The sequence below is a fragment of the Arthrobacter sp. 05T444 genome (genome assembly GCF_056395905.1).
Genome location: NZ_JBFTKK010000009.1, coordinates 134266 through 155296, shown reverse-complemented (window position 1 = coordinate 155296; position 21031 = coordinate 134266). Strand labels below are relative to the sequence as shown.

Genomic DNA, 21031 nt, shown 5'->3' with positions numbered 1-21031 from the left:
GGAGCTGCTACCGCATCAGGCGTTGGCAGGAACCTTGGCCTGGTCTGCGTCCCGGTCCTGTGTGTCCTGGGCCTCGAACGGCAGTTCGTCGAGGTCAATCAGCGGGTTCTCGTCCTGCGTGGCCACGAGTTCACGGGCCTCGGCCTGCGTGTCGACGCTGGGCATGGAGCCCGGCAGCGGCCGCTGCGCGGATTCCTTCAGGAAGTAGATCGCGACTGCACCGATGGCCGAGGTGGCCATGAGGTAGTAGGCAGGCATCATGTCATTGCCCGTGGCGCTGATCAGGGCGGCCACGATGAACGGGGTGGTGCCGCCGAAGATCGCTACGGCGAAGTTGTAGGCGATGCCCATGGCGCCGTAACGGCTTGCAGTGGGGAACTGGGCCGGCAGGGCCGAGGCCAGGTTTGCCACGTAGAACGTCACGGGGAAGGCGACCAGGGCCAGGCCGGCCAGCGTTGACCAGATGCTGCCGATGCCGATCAGCATGAAGGCCGGGGCGGCCAGCACCACGGTGCTCAACGCGCCGATCCAGAGCACCGGGCGGCGCCCGATTCGGTCAGACAGCTTGCCGGTCAGCGGAATGCAGAGGCTCATGATGACCAGCACGGGGATGGTCAGCAGCGTGCCGTGAACGGGATCGTAGCCCTTGGACTCTGTCAGGTACGTGGGCATGTAGGAGGTGAGGGCATAGCCGGCGGTGTTGGCGGCGGCCACCAGGATCATGGCCACGATGAGGGAACGCCAGTAGGCCTTGACGATGCCCAGAGGCCCCTTGACGGCAGTCTCGTCTCCGGCGGCTGCATCCTTGGCCTGGTCTTCCTGGGCGTCCAGGGTGGCCTGGAACTGCGGGGATTCTTCGATCTTGCTCCGGAAGTAGACGGCGATGAGGCCCAGGGGGCCGGCGAGGAGGAACGGCAGGCGCCAGCCCCACTCCTCCATGGCGGTCTGGCCAAGGGTCAGCTGCAGCACGGATACGAGGGCGGCGCCGAGGGCGAAGCCCAGGTAGCTGCCCATGTCGAGGAAGCTGGCAAAGAAGCCGCGCCGCTTGTCCGGGGCGTACTCGCTTACGAACGTGGTGGCGCCGGCGTATTCACCGCCCGTGGAGAAGCCCTGGATGAGCTTGAGTACAACCAGGAGCGCCGCGGCCCAGATGCCGATCTGCGCGTAGCCGGGCAGGAGGCCGACGGCGAAGGTGCTGGCGGCCATCAGCATCAGGGTTGCGGCCAGAACCTTCTGGCGGCCGACCTTGTCACCGAGCCAGCCGAAGATCACGCCGCCCAGCGGACGGGCAATGAAGGTCGCGGCGAAGGTGCCCAGCAGGAACAGCGTCTGGACTTTGGCATCCGCCTCGGGCAGGAACACCGGTCCCATGGTGGTGATCAGGTAGCCGAACACGCCGACGTCGTACCACTCCATGGTGTTACCCACGATGGTTCCGCCGAGCGCCTTCTTAAGCATGGGCTGGTCAACGACATTGACGTCGGACACCTTGAGCCGCCGACGTGCGAGCAGCTTTGGTTTCTTTACACCCTGGGGTGCCACTTGGTTGGTTCCGCTGGCGTTAATAACGCCTGCTGAAGAGTCGGTCGTGCTTCGGTCTGTGGGCATTTGGGCGACTCCTGTGGAGGTCATTTGCTTGCGACTTGTAGCTGCCCCGCTCCGGGCAGGCCTTCAATTTTACGCGATTTCCATGGCAAATCAGAGTTTGGTGCCGTATGATCAACAGTTTCACCGCCCTCAGGAAGCAAATATCAGATTTGTTTTGCCCGGTTTCACCGCGCCATTCCGGGGAATCCGGGCTCCGGGTGGCATCGTTATCAAACTTTTTGTTCCGGGGTCCGTTTGGGGCCGTATTTTCCGGGTAATGGGCCGCCCGCGAGCGCTTTTGGACTGCCTATCGAGGTACCCGAGAAGGTACCCTGCAGACGCGACAGAAGGCCCCTCGATTGGCACAACAGGCCTGCCGGCGCGGCCACAGGAAGCCAGGGCGGGAGTTCCCCGATTGAACCGTTCTTCGCCGGTGGTCGTCTGAGTGGGTAAACCCGGTATGGATGATCCGGGGAAGCCCGGAGCAGATTCGTTAATTCCAGACAGGGGTGTTCGGCATGGACTACGTAATCAACGGTCTGCCAATGCATGTGTTGCTGGTGCATGGCACCGTGGTCTTTGTTCCGCTGGCCGCCTTGTGCACCGTGCTGAGCATCGTCTGGCCAATTGCCCGGCGGCGGCTGGGAATCGTGACCCCGCTGATAGCCCTGGGGGCGCTGGTGCTGGTCCCGATCACCCAGCAGGCCGGGGAGTGGCTGATGAAGCGTGTGGATACGACCCCGGCAATCACCGCGCACACCGGCATTGCCAGCTCATTGCTGCCCTGGGTCATCGGCGTGTTTGTCGTAGCCATGGCGCAGTGGCTGTGGTTCCGGTACGGGACCACGCAGGCGGATGGAATGCGGAAGAAGCTGGGAACCGCCGGCTCCCGGATAGCGGGGGCGGTCGCCGTCGTACTGGTTCTCATCCTGTGCGGCGGAACGGTCTTCAAGGTGGCGGAGATCGGGGAAGCCGGATCCCGTGCCGTCTGGGAGAACTCCTTTAGCCAAGAAGCCCAGGACTGATTGGCTTCCCGGGGGTTCCCGCGCGGCTGGTTTCTGCCTATCGTGGAGCCATGGGAACACTGATCTTTGAGTAGCTGGCCGGCTGGTGGCCTTCGGTTCGCGCCGAGTCCCAATGACACAACCTTTCGTGATTACAGCAGCGACGCCTGAATCACGGCCCTCATACGGGTGAACGCTTCGTTTCATTGCAGAAAGGAAGAACAAATGGGTGACATGAATATAGGAAGCTCCATCAAACCGGATGTGGCTGCACATCTGACTGAGTCTATGGACAGGCCGCCGCTGCCCACTCCGGAAACCATCGCCGTCACCGCGGCCATGGGCGGAGCGCGTCAGTGGCCAGACGGCAACGGTAAGCGCCGCCATCCCAAGGACCGCGGTTCGAGCCACGGCCGCGCAGGGCAAGAGGCTGCCGTGACCGCCGTCCACCGGACCGGCCGTCCCCAGATGCCGCACTCGTCCTAGTACCGTTCGAGACTGAAATGGTCTGGCGACACCCGAATTCGGGTGTCGCCAGGCCATTTGCGCGTCTTGGGCCGTTGTGCGCCTCCCGGTGACTTTGAGGTTGCCCGTCCGGGTCAGGAACCGGCGGATTCGGCGACGACGTCCTCCGGCTTCTTATCCAGCCGCCAGCCGCGCCACACCGGGTGCCGGAGTTTTCCGCTGCCGGTCCACTCGCCGAAAGTCACCTCGCCCACGAGGCCGGGCGTAACCCAGCGGGCGTCGGCTGCGTCGAGGGCGGGAACCTCTTCAAACGGCGAGGTCTTCCGGGTCAGCCCGTCCATGGTCTGGCGCAGTTCCTTCAATTCGCGGCTGCTGAAGCCGCTGCCAACGCGGCCCACGTAGCGGAGTTTCTTCCCGTCGGGTATGCCCAGCAGCAATGACCCCACGGTGTCCGACCGTTCACCCCTGCCCGGCCGCCAGCCGCCCACCACCACTTCCTGCGTCTGCTCAATCTTGAGCTTGATCCACGACCGGCTCCGCTGGCCGCTGACATAGCGGCTGTCAGCGCGTTTGGCCATGACCCCTTCCAGGCCAAGTTCCCGCGCACTTTCCAGGATGTGTTCCACACGCTCGTCCAACGTCTCGGAGAGCTCCACCGGGAACTCCGACGGACGGTAAAAGTCAGCGAGCCGGTCCCGGCGTTCCTCGAGGGGGAGCCTGCGCAGGTCCTCGCCGCCGTCGGCGAGCAGATCGAAAAGCATGAGCCGCACCGGGATGGCGGCACGGGCCTTCTTCACATCACCGGGTTTGGTTAGCTTCATCCGCCCCTGAAGGAGCCCGAAGTCCGGCCTGCCGCGGGGTCCGACGGCGATGATCTCACCATCCGCTATGAAGTCCTGCGGCGGCCAGCAGTCCCGGTCCGTCAGTTCCGGGTAGCTGGCGGACATGTCGTTTCCGTTGCGGCTGATGAGTCGGATCTTTTCGCTGTCCGCCACCACCAGGGCACGGATCCCGTCCCATTTGAGTTCGAAATGCCACTCGCTGCCGTGGAGGTCGGCGGTGGTGCCCGCGGTGGCCAGCATCGGGACAGGGTCCTCGATGATGCTGTTTCGTCGGGATGCGGCCTTCGTGGGTGGGCCATTGGTGGACGCGGCCTCGGCAGCGGTGTCCTCACCGGGCGCCGCCTTGGCGGGCGCAGACTCCGTTGCTGCCGTTGAGGCGGCGCGCTTTGTCCGGATACCGGATCCCTTGTCCATCAGGTGGATGAGCCACTGGCTTTGCTCGCTCTGGCCCTGCCCGGTGTGGATCAGGGCGAATCTCCTGGTACCGCCAAGCCCGCCGCCCTCCTGGCCAGTGAGCGTGGCGATGACTTCCTTGCCGTTAACCCACTTTTCCAGTTCGTACACGCCCCTGTCCCAGAGACTGACCGTGCCGGCGCCATATTGACCCTTGGGAATGGTGCCTTCGAAATCCGCGTAGTCCATCGGGTGGTCCTCGGTCTGGACGGCCAGATGGTTCTTGGCGCCGGTGTCCGGAACGCCCTTCGGCAGCGCCCACGAGACCAGTACGCCCTCGTGCTCAAGCCGGAAGTCGTAGTGCAGGCGGCTGGCATGGTGCTCCTGTATCACGAAGATTTCGTTCGCATCCTGGTTCCCGGCGTTCTCTGCTGCGCTGGCCTGGGCGTCTTCCAGGACCCGGTCGCCGCTGCCCTTGGCTGAGTGGTGCTTTTCGGCGGTAAAGGGCTCCGGCGTCTCACCCTGGTCCCGCAGGGAGCGGTACTTGTCCAGACGCGGATCCTCATGGCCGCCGCTTCGGCGAGCGCCGCCGTCGGCCGTTCCAGCGGCCGGCGTTGCGCTGTGGTGGCCGGTGCCGACGTGTCCGGGTAAGTGGTCCCCGTGGCTGTGGTCCGCGCTGGAGGGTACGGTGTGGGTGGCTCCGCTGCTCTCGTCAACGATGGCAAAGGGATCCTTGCCGGCTCCTACCCGGCGCATGACCTCCTCGTAGTCCAACTGCCGGAGGGACGCGGAACTCAGCTCCCGCCAGGTCCGCGGAGCAGCCACGGTGGGCGTCAGCCGTCCGCGCAGCGAGTACGGAACGATGGTGGTCTTGGCCGCGTTGTTCTGGCTCCAGTCCACCAGGACCTTGCCCGTTCGAAGTGCCTTTTTCATGTCGCTGACGGCAAGATCCGGGTGGTCGGCCTCGAGCGCGCGGGCCAGTTCATGGGCGAAATCGGAAATCTGGTCCGAGGTCTGCGTGCCGTCGAGGCCGGCGTAGAGGTGGATGCCCTTGCTGCCGCTCGTCACCGGAACCGGGTCCAGTCCCACGTCCTTGAGGATGTCCCGCGCCAGCAATGCCACCTGCACGCATTCAGGGAGGCCTGCCCCTTCGCCGGGATCCAGGTCCAGGACGATCCGGTCAGGCGGCAGCGCGTTGCCGTGCGAGTCCACCCTCCACTGCGGGACGTGGATCTCCAGCGAGGCGATCTGCGCCAGCCATGTCAGCGTGGCGGGGTCGTTCACCAGCGGATAGTAATTGGTGCTGGTCTTGTGGGTGATGGCGGCCCGGGGAACCCACCCGGGAGTGGAATGGTCGAGGTTCTTCTGGAAAAACATCTGCCCGGGCTCTTCCGCCGTCCCCACGCCGTGGACCCACCGCTTCCGCGTGGCCGGCCGGTTGGCTGCAGCCGGGATCAGCGCGGGGGCCACAGCGGCGTAATAGGCCAGGACGTCTGCCTTGGTGGTACCGGTCGCAGGGTAGAGCACCTTGTCCAGGTTGGTCAGCGTCAATTCGCGGCCGCCGACCCGCACCCGTTCCTTACCGCCGGCCAAAGGGCTTCACCTCCGGCGAAGTGTGATGTTCACTTGTCTCATGAGAGCGATCTGGAAAGGCGCGATTGCGTTCGGGCTGGTCAACGTCCCGGTCAAGGTGTACAGCGCCACCGAGGACCATGACATCAGCCTCCATCAGGTGCACAACGCCGACGGCGGCCGGATCCGCTACCAGCGCCGCTGTGAGGTCTGCAGCAAGGTCGTGGACTATGCCGATATCGACAAAGCCTTCGAGGACGACGGCCGGACCGTGGTCCTTTCCCGCGAGGAGCTCAAGGCCATTCCCGCGGAAAACAGCCACGAGATCGAAGTGGTCCAGTTCGTTCCGTCCGAGCAGCTTGATCCGATCATGTTCGAGAAGAGCTACTATCTGGAACCGGATTCGAAGTCGCCCAAGGCCTACATGCTGTTGCGCCGGGCGCTCGAGGACACCGACCGTGTGGCAATCGTGCAGTTCGCCCTGCGGGACAAGACGCGGCTGGGTGCTCTGCGGATCCGGGACGACGTCCTGATGCTGCAGGCCCTGCTGTGGGCCGACGAGGTGCGTGAGGCAGGTTTTCCTGCCCTGGAGACGACCATCCGGATCTCCGCCCAGGAACGTGAAATGTCCGCCGCGCTGGTGGAGTCTATGGCCTCCGATTTCGAACCGGAGCAGTTCACGGACGACTACCAGTCCCAGCTGCGCCAGCTCATCGAGGCCAAGCTGGAGAAGGGCGACTCCCTGGATACGGAAGAGACCTTCGGCGTCGAGGCCGGGGAGTCCGGCAACGGGGAAGTCATCGACCTGATGGAGGCGCTCAAGCGCAGTTTGGACCGGAAACGCGGGGCAGGCGGCGGTGAAGAGGTCGGCGGTGCCTCCAAGGCTCCGGCAAAGACGGCCGCGAGGTCCGGTACCAAAACTGCGGCCAAGGCAGCGTCCAGGACAGGCACGGCGGCGAAGACCGGTGCGGCCACCAAGGCTGCGGCCAAGACTGCGGCCACCAAGACTGCTGCCAAGCCGGCCGCCACCAAGACTGCTGCCAACAAGACGACGGCCACGAAGACTGCTGCCAAGCCGGCCGCCACCAAGACTGCGCGGAAGGGCGCTTGAGGAACCGGATACCCCGGCCGCCGGTCTCATGAGCGCACCGCTCAGGAATTTCTGAGCGCGGAAATGAGTTCGCTCTTCTTCTTGCCGGAATAGCCTTTGAGGCCGATCTCTTTGGCTTTGGCTTTAAGCTGGGCCACGGTCCAGTCGTCGTAGTCGCCGGACTTCCCGCCTTTGCGGCCAACTTCGGAGCGGCCCTTATTGGCGGCGGCGTTGGAGATGCGGGCCGCTTTCTGCTTCGAGGCTCCATCCTCACGGAGCTCTTCGTAGAGTTCGGGATCCTTGAGGCTCGGGTTCTTTCTCTCAGGCATGGCTACCTCCGCGGATCGTGGTTTGTTAGTGCGCATCCATTTACTCGGCGTCGACTTCTCCGCGATCCACGGACGAGCGCCAGGCGCCGGTCTCAATGCCGCGTGATTCGATGAACTCCTTGAAGCGCAGCAGGTCGGACGAAACCTGCGTTTCATCCACGTGCGCGGCGGCGCCGGTCTTTTCGAGGAGGCCCTCCGGCTCCCATTCAAGTTCCACGTTCACACGGCAAAGGTCCTGACCGAGGCTTTCAAAGGTGACTCTGCCGGCATTGCGGGGTTTATCCTTGCTGACCCAGGCGATGCACCGGTCCGGCGTTTGCTCAAGGATCTGCGCGTCGTATTCGCGCCTGATGCCGGCTACCCTCGTTCGGAAGTGGAGCGAGGTCTCGTCGATCTGCTCGACGGATTCAACCCCCTTCATGAACCGGGGGAAAGATTCGAACTGCGTCCACTGGTTGTAGGCGGTGTTGACCGGAACTTCGACGTCAATGCTTTCCTGCAAGGTTGTCACTTTGTCAGGCCTCCCTTCAGCCCGGGATGTCCGGGCGGTACTGAACGGCACGGGGCACAATTCCAAGCTAGTGGGGCTGAAGAGCAAAAACAAGAAACTGCTAAGTTTGCTTACCAGTCGGGATTTTTGATGGACAGCGAGAACTCAGAAACAGCGACGGCCGGCACCGGCGCAGTTCCCGGCTGTCGGGATGCTGCGCCGGAAGCCGGCCGTCGTGAGCCTGCTTAGACCTATTCGGCGTCGTGGTCGGTCTCGAGGATCTGGACCAGACGATCGAGGGCGACGTCGGCGCCATCACCCTCTGCCCGGAGCACCACAACGTCGCCGTGCGATGCGCCAAGGCTCATGAGGGACAGGATGCTGGCGGCGTCCATGGCTTCGTCAGCCGGCTCACCTTCGCGGGCGATAGTGATGTCGAGGTCAAACTCGCCGGCTGCCTCAGCGAAGATGGCGGCGGGGCGGGCGTGCAGGCCTACTCGGCTGGCGACGGTTGCGGTACGTTCGGACATTTTTGCTCCTTGCGATTGCGGTAGGGGGAATTGGGCTGCTGAAGAATCAGCGGGCGGGGACGGCTTCAGGGACGGTCTCCACCGTATCAACGGGCTTGCGGGCAGCCCAGCGCTTGAGTGCGACCACGATCAGCGCGCTGACAACGGTGCCGGCAAGGATGGCGACGATGAACATCACGACGTTACCGATGGCGAAGAACACAAAGATTCCACCGTGGGGTGCCTGTGACGTTACACCGGTGGCCATGGTGAGAGCGCCGGTGACGGCGCCGCCCACCATGCTCGCGGGGATGACGCGCAGCGGATCGGCTGCGGCGAACGGAATAGCGCCCTCCGAGATGAAGGAGGCACCCAGCAGCCAGGCTGCCTTGCCGTTCTCGCGCTCAGCCAGGCTGAAGAGCTTCTTGTCCAGAACGGTGGCCAGGGCCATCGCGAGCGGCGGGACCATGCCGGCAGCCATGACGGTCGCCATGATCTGCCACGGCGCCTGGTTGGTGGCGCTTCCTGCACCGAGCCCGGCGACGGCGAAGGCGTAGGCAACCTTGTTGACCGGGCCGCCGAGGTCGAAGCACATCATGAGGCCGAGGATGATGCCCAGCACGATGGCCGAGGCACCGGACATGCCGGAGAGCCAGGTGTTCAACCCCACAGTGATGGCTGCGATCGGTCCGCCGAGGAATAGGAACATAGCGCCCGAAGCGACGATGGAGGCGAGCAGCGGAATGATCACGACCGGCATCAGGCCGCGGAGCCAGCGCGGCACCGACCACGTCCCGATCACGTGTGCGATGTAGCCTGCGAGCAAGCCGCCGACGATGCCGCCGAGGAACCCGGCACCCATGAAACCGGATACGGCACCGGCCACGAAACCTGGCGCAATGCCCGGACGGTCGGCGATGGCGTAGGCGATGTAGCCGGCCAGTGCGGGCACCAGGAAGCCCATGGACAGGGCGCCGACCTTGAAGAAAACGGTGCCCAGGTAGAGGGCCAGGTTGCCGTCGGGAAGGTTGAGCAGGGTGTTGTTTGCCAGGATGTCGTTGGCTTTTGTGCCCAGGGCGATGTCGAAGCCAGCCAGCAGGAAGCCCAGGGCGATCAGCAGGCCGCCGCCGGCGACAAAGGGAATCATGTAGCTGACACCGGTGAGCAGGGCCCTCTTCAGCTTCTGGCCGATGTGTTCGCCCTTTTCGGTGGCCTCCTGCTCGGCCTGCTCTTCGGCGCCAAAGTGCGGGACGCGGCGGGCGTGCGGGTTGTCCGCGGCGTCCAGTGCTTCCTGGACCATCTTGGCGGGTTCGTCGATGCCGCGCTTGACCGGGGCATTGATGACGGGCTTGCCTGCGAACCGCTCCTTGCCGCGCACATCCACGTCCACGGCGAAGATCACTGCGTCGGCTGCGGCGATGATGGCAGGGTCGAGGGGCTTGGCGCCCGAGGAGCCCTGGGTCTCCACCTGGAGGTCCACGCCCATTTCCTGGGCCGCTGCGACGAGGGAGTCGGCTGCCATGTAGGTGTGGGCGATGCCGGTGGGGCAGGCGGTGACGGCGACGAGGCGCTTGGGGCCACCCTTCGCGGGGGCAGCGGCGCCGGCGGCTGCTGGTGCGGCTGCTGGTACGGGGGCTTGTGCAGCGGAGGGTGCCGCAGGCTTGTCAGCCAGGGCGCCCTCGACGAGTTCAACGATTTCCGTCTGGCTGGACGCGGCGCGCAGGGCACCGGTGAAGTCTTTCTTGATCAGCGACCGGGCCAGCTTGGACAGGAGCTTGAGGTGCTCCTGGTCTGCGCCGGCGGGGGCTGCGATAAAGAAGATGAGGTCGGCAGGGCCATCCTTGGCGCCGAAGTCGACGGGCTGGGAGAGGCGGGCCATGGCGAGCGTGGGAACGGTCACCGCGGACGAGCGGCAGTGGGGGATCGCGATGCCGCCGGGCACGCCGGTTGCCGTCTTCTGCTCGCGGGCGAAGGCGTCAGTGAAGAGGCCTTCGACTTCGCTCGCGCGGCCGGTGGCAGCAACCCTGCCAGCCAGGTGGCGGATCACGTCCTCGGGCGAATTGCCCAGGTTCTGGTCGAGCTCGACCAGGTCGGTGGTGATGAGCTGAGTCACTGTCAATCCTTCCGGAGGGCCGTGATGGTAACGGCGTCGGGGGTAGTTTGGTGGACTGCCGGAACTGTGGAGCCCGGCAGGGAAGCGGCTGCGGCGCCGTGCGCCACAGCTTGACGGAGGCAATCAGCCGGGGCGGCGCCCTGGCTGGCGGCGAGCAGATAGCCAGCCAGCGACGAATCGCCCGCGCCGACCGTACTGACCGCGGTGACCGGCGGATGCGTGGCCAGCCACGCGCCGTCGGCCGTCACAAGGACAGCGCCCTTTGAACCGAGCGTTGCCAACACGGCCCCTACGCCGGAACGCACGACGGCGGCGGCGGCTGCCGCGGCAGCCTCCGGATCCGCTTCGAGTTCCTCAGCCGTGCTCACCGAGGCGAATCCTGCCGCGGCGGCAAGTTCCGCGAGCTCCTCGGCGTTGGGTTTGAGCAGGTCCGGTTTCCCGGAGACTGCCCCTGATGCATCGCCGGCGATGGCCGCGGCGAGTGGTGCCCCGGAGGAATCGACGGCGATCTGCGGAACTCTGTTTCCAGTGTCCGCGGAACGAAGCCTCCGGGTGACAGTGGCGTAAAAATCGTTAGGAACTCCTGGCGGGAGGGACCCCGCGAGGACAACCCAGCTGGCGCCCTTGGCGCGTTCCAGGAGCAGCCCAATGAGCGCCTCCTGGGCGTCTTCGCCGAGCACCGGGCCGGGCTCGTTGATCTTGGTGGTGACGCCGCCGGGCTCAGTGAGGGCCACGTTGGTCCGCAGCGGCTCATGGATGGCCAGCGCGGCGAACGGCACCCCGGCGTCACGGAGCCCGGCCAGGACCGGATCGGAGTCCCCGCCGGGGAGCACCGCGACGGTCTCCAGCCCGGAGGCCACCAGGGCGCGGGAGACGTTGACTCCCTTGCCGCCGGACTCCTGGCTGACGGAGACGGCACGCTGGACCTCGCCGCGTTCGAGCGGGCCAGGGAGCGCCACCGTGCGGTCAAGGCTGGGGTTTGCCGTGAGCGTGACGATCATGCGATCACCAGCTCAACGCCGGCGTCGGCGAGGGCCGCGGCTAGTTCGGGGCTGGGCTTGCGGTCAGTGATCACGGTGTCCAGATCTTTCAATGAGGCGAACTGGACCAGCGTTTCCGCATCCAGCTTGGACGAATCGGCCAGCACCACAATGCGGCGGGCCGAGTGGACGAAGGCAGCCTTGACGGCGGCTTCTTCGGGATCGGGGGTGCTCAGGCCAAAGCTTGCATGGATGCCGTTGGTTCCCACAAAGGCGATGTCCGGGCGGAGCTTCTGGGCGGCGTCCACGGTTGCCTGGCCAACGGCGGCCTGAGTCAGTCCCCGGACCCGGCCGCCCAGGATCTGCAGGGCGATGCCCGGCGTACTGGCGAGTTTGGCGGCGATGGGAATGGCGTGCGTGATGACCACCAGTTCCTGATTCTGTTCGGCTCCGTTGTGCTTGGCTGATACGGCACTGCGGCGGGCCAGGATGTCGGCCAGGACCTCGGTGGTTGAGCCGGCGTCCAGGAGGATGCTGCTCGAGGGGCCCTGCGGCAGGAAGGCGAGGGCAGCCTCGGCGATGCGGTGCTTCTGCCCCTGTCGCTGGATGGTCCGCTCCAGGATGCTTTCTTCGGTGGTGCTGAAACGGTCCGCGGAAACAGCGCCGCCGTGAACGCGGCGGACGCTGCCGGCGGATTCAAGGGCGGCGAGATCGCGGCGGACGGTTTCGGTGGTGATCCTGAAGCGCTCTGCGAGGTCGGTCACGCTGGCGCGGCCGCTGGCTGCAACGAGCCCCGCGATCTGCTGCTGACGCTCCTCGGCAAACACATACCCTCCATTGCGTAAGTACTGCTCTGCGTGAATACTGCAAAATCGTCTGTCTCTTACTGATCAGCGAACGGCTTCCGGCTGGCTGTCTCCCCGGGGCCTACTGCCAGCGGCCGACACTCCAGCAATTGAAGCCTCAGTGACTGCCATCACACGATCTGTAATTACTTGACTTTATCTTCGATCATGTTGCTTTGTCAATGAAAAACAACATGAAAACAGACTGCCGGGCCGGACCGAAGGGTCTGGCCCGGCAGTCCGGTGCTTTATCTGGAGTTTCACGGAAGGGCACCGGCTGGATGCGGCGGGCAGCGGCGGGGCTACAGTCCGCCGTCGCGGCTTTCGTTGCGCGTGATGCGCTCGCCGGTGTTGGGGTCCACAACGGAACGTGTCTCGCTGATGCGGCGGCTTCGGCCGGGGGACGCCAGGACAAGCGAAGCGATCAGCCCGATAACTCCCACCGCCATCAGGATGTAGCCGACCAAAGTCTGGTCGACATTGGGAATCAGGCCGGGGGTGATGGCCCAGGCGAGGATGGCACCGATGGCAATGAGGAAGATGGCGGAACCGATTCTCATGACTTGCTCCTTGTGTTGGCGACTTCTCGCAACCTGGTAAGTGCGGCACTCGGTAAATCCGGCGAAGCATGCGCCACTCGCTAAGCATGCTGTCAATCGTCAGGCTACAGCGCAGTACCCCCTGTTTCAATCAAACGCGCAGGTCAGCACGCTGGCCGGCCTGCAGTTCCCGTACGGGGAGTCGTTAGGCTGTTCCGATGGAGACAGTCGTTTGGTCGAAGCCGGAAAATGAGCGCTCCGGCACGCCGCTGCTCGTGATGATGCATGGCTATGGCACGGACGAGTCGCGGATGGTGAATCTGTTCGACTACCTCCCGTCCGAATTCACCTGCGCCGCTCTCCGCGCGCCGATGCCGATCGCCGACGGTTACGGCTGGTTCCTGCTGGACTACTTCCTCACGAACGACTTCGCCGATGTCATTGCCGCCGCCAACTCGGTCTTTTCCTGGATTGACTCCGTCAAGGGCGGCCACAGCAGCGTGAGCCTGCTGGGGTATTCGCAGGGGATGGCCATGGCGAGCACCCTGCTGCGGCTGCGGCCGCGGGACTTTCCGGCCGTCGTCGGCCTTTCCGGCTTTGTGCTGGACAACGATCTGCTGGCGCTCAGTGAATCCTTCGACACCCCGCCGCCCTTTTTCTGGGGACGGGACAGGGCCGACCTGATCATCAACGAGGAAGCTGTTGCCTATGCCGAGGAGTGGCTGAATGCCCACACCCAGCTGACGGCACGCACGTACCCGGGCATGGGCCATGCAATGTCCAAGAGGGAGATGGTGGACGTCAGCGCGTTCCTGCGCCACTACGTCCTGCCCTGAGCCACGTCCTGCAACACTGACCCGTGTCCTGCAACTGAGCTGATGCAAAGCGCCAGGAGTTGGTCCCCGGGGAGTCAAACTCCTGCGGCTTGGTAAAAACAGTTGCACGCCAAATTTGTAAGCGCTTACACTCGTCTTCGGCCGAAACTACCGGTCCTTGACTGAGTGTTGAAAGGGCTGGGTCACGCGATGTATGTGCAAATGCCTCCGGGCGTGAATCCACGCGCGTTTGCCCTGACCGGACAACGGCCTCATGATGGAAGCAGACGTTTCTCAGAGCGACTGCGCATTTAAGCCACCTGAACGCGCCCCCGGGCACTCCCCAGTCGAGGCATTGCGCCGTAAGATGCTCCACCCGCGGTCGCCGACGCCGCACCTCCTCCCCGCATGGTCCCCAACCACTGCTGTCCGCCATCCGAAAGGACACCGCACCAGGCATGACTGATCTTCTGAAGACCCTCCCCGGCAGCACTCCGAACAACTGGACGGACGCCGCCGCCATCCTGTTCGACCTCGACGGCGTGCTCACGCCCACGGCCGTGGTCCACGAGCGCGCGTGGCAGGAACTCTTTGACGGCTACCTCGAATCCAAGCCCGGGAAGTCCGGTTACCGCGGAAGCGACTACTTCGAGCACATTGACGGCAAGCCCAGGTTCGACGGCGTCCGGGACTTCCTGACGTCGCGCGGCATCGAGCTCCCCGAAGGTCCCACCGACGACTCGCCGGACAACGAGACAGTCCAGGGACTGGGCAACCGGAAGAACAAGATCTTCAACGACATCGTCGGCGCCGGCGTTGACCCTTACGCGGGGTCGGTGCGTTTCCTCACAGCCGCGCTGGCCCGGGGACTCAAGGTCGCCGTCGTCTCCTCGTCCCGGAACGCACCGTCCGTGCTGCGCGCGGCGGGGCTCGACGGCCATTTCCAGGTGGTGGTGGACGGCGTCGTGGCAGCCGCTGAAGGCCTTCCCGGCAAGCCCAGCCCGGCAACCTATGACTACGCCGCCCGGCTCCTTGAGCTGCCCAGCGAAGAGTGCGTCGTCGTCGAGGACGCGGTTTCCGGCGTGCAGGCCGGAAGCGCGGGCAGCTTCCACTCCGTCATCGGAGTGGACCGCGGCGCAGGGCGACAGACGCTGCTGGAGGCGGGCGCCACGTTAGTGGTCAACGACCTTGACGAACTCCTCTAGCACCGCCTTCACAGAGCTCTAGCTCCGCCTTCACGGAGCTCCGCCTCCACTGCGCAATCCTGCCAGGCCCCCAACCCTGGCCGCTCCTCCAACCGCCTAAGGAACGCCACTCATGGCACTCATCACTGCTGACCGCGTCCGCTTCCCCAACGATCCCTGGAAGCTCGTGGAGACCGGTCATGCCGCCGGCAATGCCGGCACCCTGGAAACGCTGTTTGCCCTTGGAAACGGACATTTGGGTATCAGGGGCGCCCATTGGGCGGCGGCGGATGCGGAGCTCCCGGGCAGCTTCATCAACGGGTTCCACGAAATCTGGGATATCAAGCACGCTGAAAATGCCTTCGGTTTCGCGCGCACCGGCCAGCGGATCCTGTACATTCCGGATGCCAACAACTTCACGGTGATCGTGGACGGCGAGATGCTCAGCCTCGCTGAATCGACGGTGCTGGACTACCGCCGTTCCGTAGATTTCGCCACCGGAATCTACGAGTGCCGCATCGTGTGGCAATGCCGTTCGGGCGCCACCGTCACCACCGTGGAGCGCCGCGCCGTGGGCTTCGAATCGCGCGGCTGTCTCGCTATTTCGCTGGAGCTCTCCGCGGACCGCGCCGTCTCCGCCGACGTCACCTCGTCCGTGATCAACCGCCAGGACCAGCCGGTGGACGACCACTCCGCGCACGATCCGCGCAGGGCGGGCCGGCACGCAGGGCGCGTCCTGCTGCCCTTGAGGCTCGACGGCGGCGACGGTTCGCTCCGCCTTTCCTGGGAAGCGGCGGAGTCGAAGCAGCGCGTGGGAATCGCCGTCGACCACTGGACCTCTGCAGGGCACCAGCCGTTCGATACGCTCGTGGACCAGGACGACAGCAGCGTCCGTTACGTGCTGGCAGTTGGATCCCATGAGCCGTTCCGGCTCGAGAAGAGCGTCAGCTACGCGGTGGCCCGGGGCGCCCGCATCGGGGTGCCGGCAGCGGCAGACGCCGAAACAGGCCAGGACCCGGCGGACACGGCAGCGGCGGGCCTGAAGCCGGTAGGTGAAGTCTTCGCCGAGAGCGAGGCACACTACCGCGACTACTGGTCCACCACCGACATCAAGGTGGGTGGCCAGCCCGACGTGCAGCAGGCCATCCGCTGGAACCTCTTCCAGTTGGCCCAGGCCACGGCCCGCGCCGGCGTAGCCGGCATTCCGGCAAAGGGCGTCAGCGGCTCCGGTTACGAGGGGCACTACTTCTGGGACCAGGAGGTCTACCTCCTCCCGTACCTGTCGTATTCAAACCCCGACGGCGCCCGTCAGGTTTTGGAGTTCCGGCACGAGATGCTGCCGGACGCCAAGATCCGGGCCAAGGAGCTCAGCGTGGACGGCGCACTGTTTCCGTGGCGCACCATCAACGGCTTGGAGGCCAGCGCCTACTACGCGGCAGGCACTGCGCAGTTCCACATTGCTGCCGCGATTGCCTTTGCCGCCAACCGGTACGTCTGGGCGAGCGGAGACTCCGACTTCCGCGATGGAATGGGCGCGGACCTGCTCGTGGAGACCGCCCGCATGTGGGTGTCCCTGGGGTTCTTCGGCAAGGACGGCCAGTTCCACATCCACGGCGTGACCGGTCCGGATGAGTACACGGCAGTGGTGAACGACAACCTCTACACCAATGTCATGGCCCGTTTTAACCTGCGCGCTGCGGCGGCGCTGGACCATCCGGAAATCGACGACGCCGAGCGGCAGCTTTGGGAGGCGGCGGCGTCCCGTATCCAGCTTCCGTTCGACGAGCATTTCCAGGTGTACTCGCAGGACAACGACTTCATGACCCTGGAGCCATGGGACTGGACGACGCCACGCTCCAAGTACCCGCTGCTGCTGAACTTCCATCCGCTGGTGATCTACCGGCACCAGGTGCTCAAGCAGGCGGACACGGTGCTGGCCATGTTCCTGCAGTGGCAGGAATTCACCGCCGAGGAGAAGCGCCGCGCCTTCGATTTCTACGACCCCATCACCACGGGTGATTCGACGCTGTCCGCGTGCGTCCAGGGCATCATGGCTGCCGAAGTGGGCTACCGGAAGGCGGCTCTTGAGCACTTCACCAACGCAGTGTTCATCGACCTGGATGATTCGCATGGCAACACGATCGACGGCGTGCACATCGCTTCGACCGGCGGCGTGTGGAGCTCGTTGGTATGTGGTTTCGCCGGCCTGCGGGACCAGGGTGCGGTGCCGTATTTCGATCCCCGGCTGCCCGAGGAATGGGACAGCCTTTCCTTCCACCTGAGGCTGCAGGGAAGGCTCCTCCTCGTGGAACTCGTCGACGCCAGCATCACGCTGAGCGTCTTGGAAGGTGAACCGCTGGACATCGACGTGCGCGGCGGGGTCTATTCCGTCGGCGCCGACTCCGTCCGCGTGGCCCTCGAACCGGTCGAAGTGCCGGAACCGTCGGTCTTCCCGAGCGGTCCGCCCACGGCAAGCCTTCCCGTGGTGCGCGCCCGCGCCTGATGCGCAAGACCGGCCGGCTGCCCGTTCCGGGCAGCCGGCCGCAGTTATTGTCGGCGGCTTTTGACGTCGGCGTCCGCGGAGAAGCCGTGTTGCCGTTCCAGCGGGTGGGTTATCTCGTCCCCGGCCATCCGGGCCGCAAGCATCGCCACGATTGCCACCACAGGGCAGACGCTGCCTGCCACCAGGAAGATGATCCAGAGGGGCAGCACGGCCGCGACCGGTCCGGCCAGCGCCATCGAAACGGGCATGAGCGCCAGGGACACAAAGAAATCCAGGCTTGAGATCCGTCCCAGAAGATGAGCCGGCACGCGCCGCTGCAGCAGCGTTCCCCAGATCACCATCCCCACGCTGCCGGTGGCGCCGAAAATGAACAGCGCCAGGGCGAGCACCCAGAAATTGTCCATGAGTCCCACGGCGGCCAGCGGCAGGCTGCCTGCACCCCAGGACACCATCATCACCGTCAGGTACCGGCGCGGGAGCTTAAACGAGGCAGTGACCAGCGCGGCGGCGGCGCTGCCGATTCCCATCACGGCCAGCAGGAAGCCGAACATGGTGGAGTCCCCACCCAGCTGGTCGCGGACCACGAAGGGCATGAGTACCTCTATTGGCCCGATCAGGAACAGCACTGAGATGCAGGCCCAGAGCAGAGTCCAGAGCAGCCACGGTGTCCGCAAGGTGTAGGTGACGCCCTCGTGCAGGTCATGGAAGAAGGAATTCCGTGGCCTGACCACGTGCGGTCCGGCCGCGCCGGGCTGGGCGTCCCTCCCGACCGGGTTCCCTTCGTGCTCCGCGCGGTTGGCAGAAGCGCTGAGGGCGTGCTGGCCGAGGAAATTCAGAATGATGAAAGCCACCAGATGGCACGCCGCCACGCCCGTCACGGCATGGGACGGCGACAGCCCGGCCACCACGATGCCTGCAACTGCCGGACCGGCCGCCTGCTGCAGTATGGGGCGCATGGTCCCTTCCATGCCGTTGGCCGCCAGCAGATCCTCGGGTGGCAGGAGCCTCGGCAGGATCGCGGAGTAGGCAGGGAAGAAGAAGGCGGCGCCCACACCGAGCACGAAGGCGCCAACCACCAGATGCCAGAGCGCCAGCCAGCCCGCCATTGCCAGGCCGCTGATGCTTGCGATCACGGCCAGATTTGCGCCTTCCACGGCAATGATGAGCAGGCGCTGAGGCACGCGGTCGGCGGCGATGCCGCCTGCGAGGACGAACGCGACCAGCCCCACGCTTCCGGCCGTGGCCACGAGGGACAGCTCAAGAGGGCCGCCGCGAAGCTGAATGACTTGGTACACCATGGCGACAGCCCACATCCCCGAACCGAAGATGGACACGGCAAGGGCCGTGATCAGCACGCGGTATTCACGATGGGAAAATGGGCGCAGCGCTCGGGGGAGGGGCACACGGCAATTTTAGGCCGAGCCTCCCGGTGGGGGAACGCGCGCCGCGGGATAAGCTCGTGGGATGGGGAACACACCCGCCGGAACATGGCGGCGCAGCGTTGCGCTGATCGGGACCAATTGCGGCCTTGCCCTGCATCCCGTGGACGGGAATGGCGTCCACATTCCCGGTGAGCCGGCCAGCTGTTTCGCTTCCTTCTGGAAGGCCGAGTGGTCCAAATGGGGAACAGGGACGGCTCTGCTGGTGGCCACGCTCCAAGGCTGGCGCAGCTACGGCCCCAGCGAGCACTTCGCCCAAACCCTCGCATCCGAGCTGACTCGTTATTTACCGGAAGCCGCCCGCTTTCCACTTAACGCCATCAGCCACACCCAGGACGATTTCGACATGCACCTCGACCTTGAGCGCGGGTTCACGGCCACCGGGCGCCGGGCAGCACTCGAAATCTCCGGCGTGCTGGACCGCCGACAGTTTTCCGCACCTGAGTTTCAGCTCGGACGGGCCAGCGCTTCCCTCAGCAACGTCTACCTGCCGTGCAGCGCGGGCCGGCTGTCAGAATTCGGTGTTGAGTGGCCGGGCGCCCCCACCGTCTATGCCGGGCCGCGCGGGCCTTCTTCGTCCGCCTACCTGGCCGTCGCCGAATCCTGGGTGATGTAGCGCTGGGCCGGCCTGCGTCCCGGCCTGCGTCCCGGCCCAGGCCCGGCCCAGGCCCACAGGGTCAGGGCCGTGGCCTAGTGTTAAGGCCTAGGCGACAGCAACCGGCTGTCGATTTGTTCCGAAGTAATTGTTCCGAGGTAGAGGTGAAGATGGCCAACAGACGCAACCCGGCGATGAAAATCGCGCAGGAAACAGCACACAATGCGGTGTTCGATGCCCACGGCAATCCCAAGCCCGGCGTCCACAACCTGTTGCTGCGCGCGGTAAATATCCAGCGACCACTCGTCGTGGCCAACATCCGCAGGCTCCAACGCCGTCACCCCCATGCTTCTGCGTCCCAGCTTGCGGCGAGGCTGGAACGCGACTACCTCACTGCAGTCACTGGCGGCGGCGCCCTGGTGGGCGCAACGGCCGTGGTCCCGGGGGTCGGAACCATCGCCTCGCTGGGTCTCTCCGCAGCGGCCACCGTGGCCTTCCTCGAAGCGACGGCGCTTTACGCGACGTCCCTGGCGGAACTCCACGGCATCAGGATGACCGACCCCGACAAAGCCAGCACCATGGTCATGGCCGTGATGTTGGGCGAAGAGGGCACGGCGCTGCTTGGCTCGCTGAGCGGCCAGGCCCTCGGCAAGGGAAAGGGCGCCACCCAGGCCTGGGGAAGCGTTCTGGCGCGCAAGATGCCTTCCAATGGCTTCGGCGCCATTCGGGAGCGCGTCCAGAAAGTCTTTCTGCGGAGCCTGCTGAAGCGCCAGGGAACGGCGCTGTTCGGCCGGGCACTGCCGTTTGGAATCGGCGCCGTGGTGGGCGGCGCCGGCAACCTCATGATGGGCCGGGCGGTCGTGGCGAATGCCAAGGAGGCATTCGGCCCTATGCCGGACACCATTCCCGGGGAACTGACGGCCGCAGCGGGTGCATCGCCGGAAGCGGCAGCGCGGCTGAACCGTACGCTGGAAGGGAGCAACGGTGGATCTGAACGCTGACTTGGGCGAGTCCTTCGGCTCGTGGACCATGGGCGATGACCTTGCCATGTTCCAGCTCGTCACCAGCGCCAACGTGGCCTGCGGGTTCCATGCCGGTGATCCGGTGACCATGCTGGACAGCTGCCGCGCGGCCTTCGAACTGGACGTCACGGTGGGGGCCCACGTTGGCTACCGGGACCTCGCGGGCTTTGGCCGGCGCTCCCTTGACATGTCCTTTGACGAGCTTTTCGGGGATGTCCTGTACCAGTTGGGCGCGCTGGACGGAGTGGCGCATGCAGTGGGCGCCTCCGTGGACTACGTCAAACCCCATGGAGCCCTGTACAACCGGACATTCCGCGATGCCGAGCAGGCGGCAGCCGTCGTGGCGGCCGTCCAGGCCTACGACCCGGGACTTCCGGTTCTCGGGCTCCCCGGCTCGGAGTTGCTGAAGCACGCCCAGGAAGCCGGCCACCCCGTGTTCCGCGAGGCGTTCGTTGACCGCGCCTACCTCCCGGACGGCACCCTGGTGCCGCGCTCGCAGGAAGGTTCCGTGCTGCACGACGTCGGTCCAATCGTTGAGCGGGCCGTCCGGCTGGCGCTGAAAGGCGAGGTAGTGGCAGTGGACGGCACGGTGGTGCGGGTCGATCCGGATTCGCTGTGCATCCACGGTGATACGCCCGGCGCCGTGGGCATGGCCGCCGCCGTTCGCGCGGGGCTGCAAGAAGCCGGTGTGGAGCTTGAGCCTTTCGCCTGAGCG

General features: G+C 65.4%; 19 protein-coding genes. 9 read left to right on the top strand and 10 right to left on the bottom strand.

Features of this window, described 5'->3' with window-relative positions:
* Window positions 1-15 precede the first annotated feature (15 nt).
* Window positions 16-1608 (bottom strand): MFS transporter, encoded by a 1593-nt coding sequence (locus AC1DD3_RS11175; RefSeq protein WP_230120074.1) that lies wholly within the window; start codon window positions 1606-1608, stop codon window positions 16-18.
* Between the two features lie 497 nt (window positions 1609-2105).
* On the opposite strand from AC1DD3_RS11175, the gene AC1DD3_RS11170 reads away from it, so the two are divergent.
* Window positions 2106-2612 carry a DUF2231 domain-containing protein gene (locus AC1DD3_RS11170; RefSeq protein WP_230120073.1) on the top strand — a complete coding sequence of 169 codons (507 nt, stop codon included), beginning with the start codon at window positions 2106-2108 and terminating at the stop codon, window positions 2610-2612.
* A gap of 204 nt (window positions 2613-2816) precedes the next feature.
* Window positions 2817-3077, top strand: a complete 261-nt coding sequence (locus AC1DD3_RS11165; protein WP_230120072.1) for a hypothetical protein — start codon at window positions 2817-2819, stop codon at window positions 3075-3077.
* A 113-nt stretch (window positions 3078-3190) separates the two neighbouring features.
* On the opposite strand, the gene AC1DD3_RS11160 is transcribed toward AC1DD3_RS11165, so the two are convergent.
* On the bottom strand, window positions 3191-5884 hold the full coding sequence (locus AC1DD3_RS11160; protein ID WP_230120071.1) for an ATP-dependent DNA ligase: 2694 nt from the start codon (window positions 5882-5884) through the stop codon (window positions 3191-3193).
* A 40-nt stretch (window positions 5885-5924) separates the two neighbouring features.
* Between AC1DD3_RS11160 and ku the strand changes: the two genes are divergently transcribed.
* The gene (ku, locus tag AC1DD3_RS11155; RefSeq protein ID WP_230120070.1) at window positions 5925-6974 is read left to right on the top strand and encodes a non-homologous end joining protein Ku; all 1050 of its coding nucleotides are present in this window, start codon (window positions 5925-5927) and stop codon (window positions 6972-6974) included.
* A gap of 41 nt (window positions 6975-7015) precedes the next feature.
* Here the strand turns inward: ku and AC1DD3_RS11150 are convergent, their stop codons facing one another.
* The 7 genes from AC1DD3_RS11150 to AC1DD3_RS11120 all read right to left on the bottom strand — a co-directional run bounded on the left by AC1DD3_RS11150 (window position 7016) and on the right by AC1DD3_RS11120 (window position 12779).
* Window positions 7016-7282: a DUF7218 family protein gene (locus AC1DD3_RS11150; protein WP_230120069.1), complete on the bottom strand. Its 267-nt coding sequence runs from the start codon at window positions 7280-7282 to the stop codon at window positions 7016-7018.
* A 40-nt stretch (window positions 7283-7322) separates the two neighbouring features.
* The gene (locus AC1DD3_RS11145) at window positions 7323-7793 is read right to left on the bottom strand and encodes an SRPBCC family protein (RefSeq protein ID WP_230120068.1); all 471 of its coding nucleotides are present in this window, start codon (window positions 7791-7793) and stop codon (window positions 7323-7325) included.
* A 230-nt stretch (window positions 7794-8023) separates the two neighbouring features.
* Window positions 8024-8302, bottom strand: a complete 279-nt coding sequence (locus AC1DD3_RS11140; RefSeq protein WP_230120067.1) for an HPr family phosphocarrier protein — start codon at window positions 8300-8302, stop codon at window positions 8024-8026.
* A 46-nt stretch (window positions 8303-8348) separates the two neighbouring features.
* Window positions 8349-10394 (bottom strand): PTS fructose transporter subunit IIABC, encoded by a 2046-nt coding sequence (locus AC1DD3_RS11135; RefSeq protein ID WP_476881652.1) that lies wholly within the window; start codon window positions 10392-10394, stop codon window positions 8349-8351.
* Window positions 10395-10396: 2 nt separating this feature from the next.
* Window positions 10397-11395 carry a 1-phosphofructokinase family hexose kinase gene (locus AC1DD3_RS11130; RefSeq protein WP_230120065.1) on the bottom strand — a complete coding sequence of 333 codons (999 nt, stop codon included), beginning with the start codon at window positions 11393-11395 and terminating at the stop codon, window positions 10397-10399.
* Window positions 11392-12201, bottom strand: coding sequence for a DeoR/GlpR family DNA-binding transcription regulator (locus tag AC1DD3_RS11125; RefSeq protein ID WP_230120064.1), 810 nt, complete (start codon window positions 12199-12201; stop codon window positions 11392-11394). The genes AC1DD3_RS11130 and AC1DD3_RS11125 overlap by 4 nt, the downstream gene beginning before the upstream one ends.
* 320 nt (window positions 12202-12521) lie before the next feature.
* On the bottom strand, window positions 12522-12779 hold the full coding sequence (locus AC1DD3_RS11120) for a DUF6458 family protein (protein WP_230120063.1): 258 nt from the start codon (window positions 12777-12779) through the stop codon (window positions 12522-12524).
* A 197-nt stretch (window positions 12780-12976) separates the two neighbouring features.
* On the opposite strand from AC1DD3_RS11120, the gene AC1DD3_RS11115 reads away from it, so the two are divergent.
* From AC1DD3_RS11115 to AC1DD3_RS11105, 3 genes are all read left to right on the top strand, one after another.
* On the top strand, window positions 12977-13594 hold the full coding sequence (locus AC1DD3_RS11115) for an alpha/beta hydrolase (protein WP_230120062.1): 618 nt from the start codon (window positions 12977-12979) through the stop codon (window positions 13592-13594).
* A gap of 437 nt (window positions 13595-14031) precedes the next feature.
* A complete protein-coding gene (locus AC1DD3_RS11110; RefSeq protein ID WP_230120061.1) occupies window positions 14032-14778 on the top strand; it encodes an HAD family hydrolase in 747 nt (248 codons plus the stop codon).
* Between the two features lie 112 nt (window positions 14779-14890).
* A complete protein-coding gene (locus AC1DD3_RS11105) occupies window positions 14891-17260 on the top strand; it encodes a glycoside hydrolase family 65 protein (protein WP_230120060.1) in 2370 nt (789 codons plus the stop codon).
* Between the two features lie 44 nt (window positions 17261-17304).
* Here the strand turns inward: AC1DD3_RS11105 and AC1DD3_RS11100 are convergent, their stop codons facing one another.
* Window positions 17305-18663 carry an MFS transporter gene (locus tag AC1DD3_RS11100; protein ID WP_476881651.1) on the bottom strand — a complete coding sequence of 453 codons (1359 nt, stop codon included), beginning with the start codon at window positions 18661-18663 and terminating at the stop codon, window positions 17305-17307.
* A gap of 61 nt (window positions 18664-18724) precedes the next feature.
* On the opposite strand from AC1DD3_RS11100, the gene AC1DD3_RS11095 reads away from it, so the two are divergent.
* From AC1DD3_RS11095 to AC1DD3_RS11085, 3 genes are all read left to right on the top strand, one after another.
* The gene (locus tag AC1DD3_RS11095) at window positions 18725-19315 is read left to right on the top strand and encodes a hypothetical protein (protein WP_230120058.1); all 591 of its coding nucleotides are present in this window, start codon (window positions 18725-18727) and stop codon (window positions 19313-19315) included.
* A gap of 149 nt (window positions 19316-19464) precedes the next feature.
* Window positions 19465-20295: a hypothetical protein gene (locus tag AC1DD3_RS11090; RefSeq protein WP_230120057.1), complete on the top strand. Its 831-nt coding sequence runs from the start codon at window positions 19465-19467 to the stop codon at window positions 20293-20295.
* Window positions 20279-21028, top strand: coding sequence for a LamB/YcsF family protein (locus AC1DD3_RS11085; protein ID WP_230120056.1), 750 nt, complete (start codon window positions 20279-20281; stop codon window positions 21026-21028). Before AC1DD3_RS11090 ends, AC1DD3_RS11085 begins: the two co-directional genes overlap by 17 nt.
* The last annotated feature ends 3 nt before the right edge of the window (window positions 21029-21031 follow it).

Excerpts from the sequence above, each read along its gene's own strand:
- AC1DD3_RS11105 (WP_230120060.1), top strand. The coding sequence starts at position 14,891 with ATGGCACTCATCACTGCTGACCGCGTCCGCTTCCCCAACGATCCCTGG.
- AC1DD3_RS11175 (WP_230120074.1), bottom strand. The coding sequence starts at position 1,608 with ATGCCCACAGACCGAAGCACGACCGACTCTTCAGCAGGCGTTATTAAC.
- AC1DD3_RS11095 (WP_230120058.1), top strand. The coding sequence starts at position 18,725 with ATGGGGAACACACCCGCCGGAACATGGCGGCGCAGCGTTGCGCTGATC.
- AC1DD3_RS11110 (WP_230120061.1), top strand. The coding sequence starts at position 14,032 with ATGACTGATCTTCTGAAGACCCTCCCCGGCAGCACTCCGAACAACTGG.
- AC1DD3_RS11090 (WP_230120057.1), top strand. The coding sequence starts at position 19,465 with ATGGCCAACAGACGCAACCCGGCGATGAAAATCGCGCAGGAAACAGCA.
- AC1DD3_RS11150 (WP_230120069.1), bottom strand. The coding sequence starts at position 7,282 with ATGCCTGAGAGAAAGAACCCGAGCCTCAAGGATCCCGAACTCTACGAA.
- AC1DD3_RS11120 (WP_230120063.1), bottom strand. The coding sequence starts at position 12,779 with ATGAGAATCGGTTCCGCCATCTTCCTCATTGCCATCGGTGCCATCCTC.
- AC1DD3_RS11130 (WP_230120065.1), bottom strand. The coding sequence starts at position 11,395 with ATGATCGTCACGCTCACGGCAAACCCCAGCCTTGACCGCACGGTGGCG.
- AC1DD3_RS11115 (WP_230120062.1), top strand. The coding sequence starts at position 12,977 with ATGGAGACAGTCGTTTGGTCGAAGCCGGAAAATGAGCGCTCCGGCACG.
- ku (WP_230120070.1), top strand. The coding sequence starts at position 5,925 with ATGAGAGCGATCTGGAAAGGCGCGATTGCGTTCGGGCTGGTCAACGTC.
- AC1DD3_RS11170 (WP_230120073.1), top strand. The coding sequence starts at position 2,106 with ATGGACTACGTAATCAACGGTCTGCCAATGCATGTGTTGCTGGTGCAT.
- AC1DD3_RS11140 (WP_230120067.1), bottom strand. The coding sequence starts at position 8,302 with ATGTCCGAACGTACCGCAACCGTCGCCAGCCGAGTAGGCCTGCACGCC.
- AC1DD3_RS11165 (WP_230120072.1), top strand. The coding sequence starts at position 2,817 with ATGGGTGACATGAATATAGGAAGCTCCATCAAACCGGATGTGGCTGCA.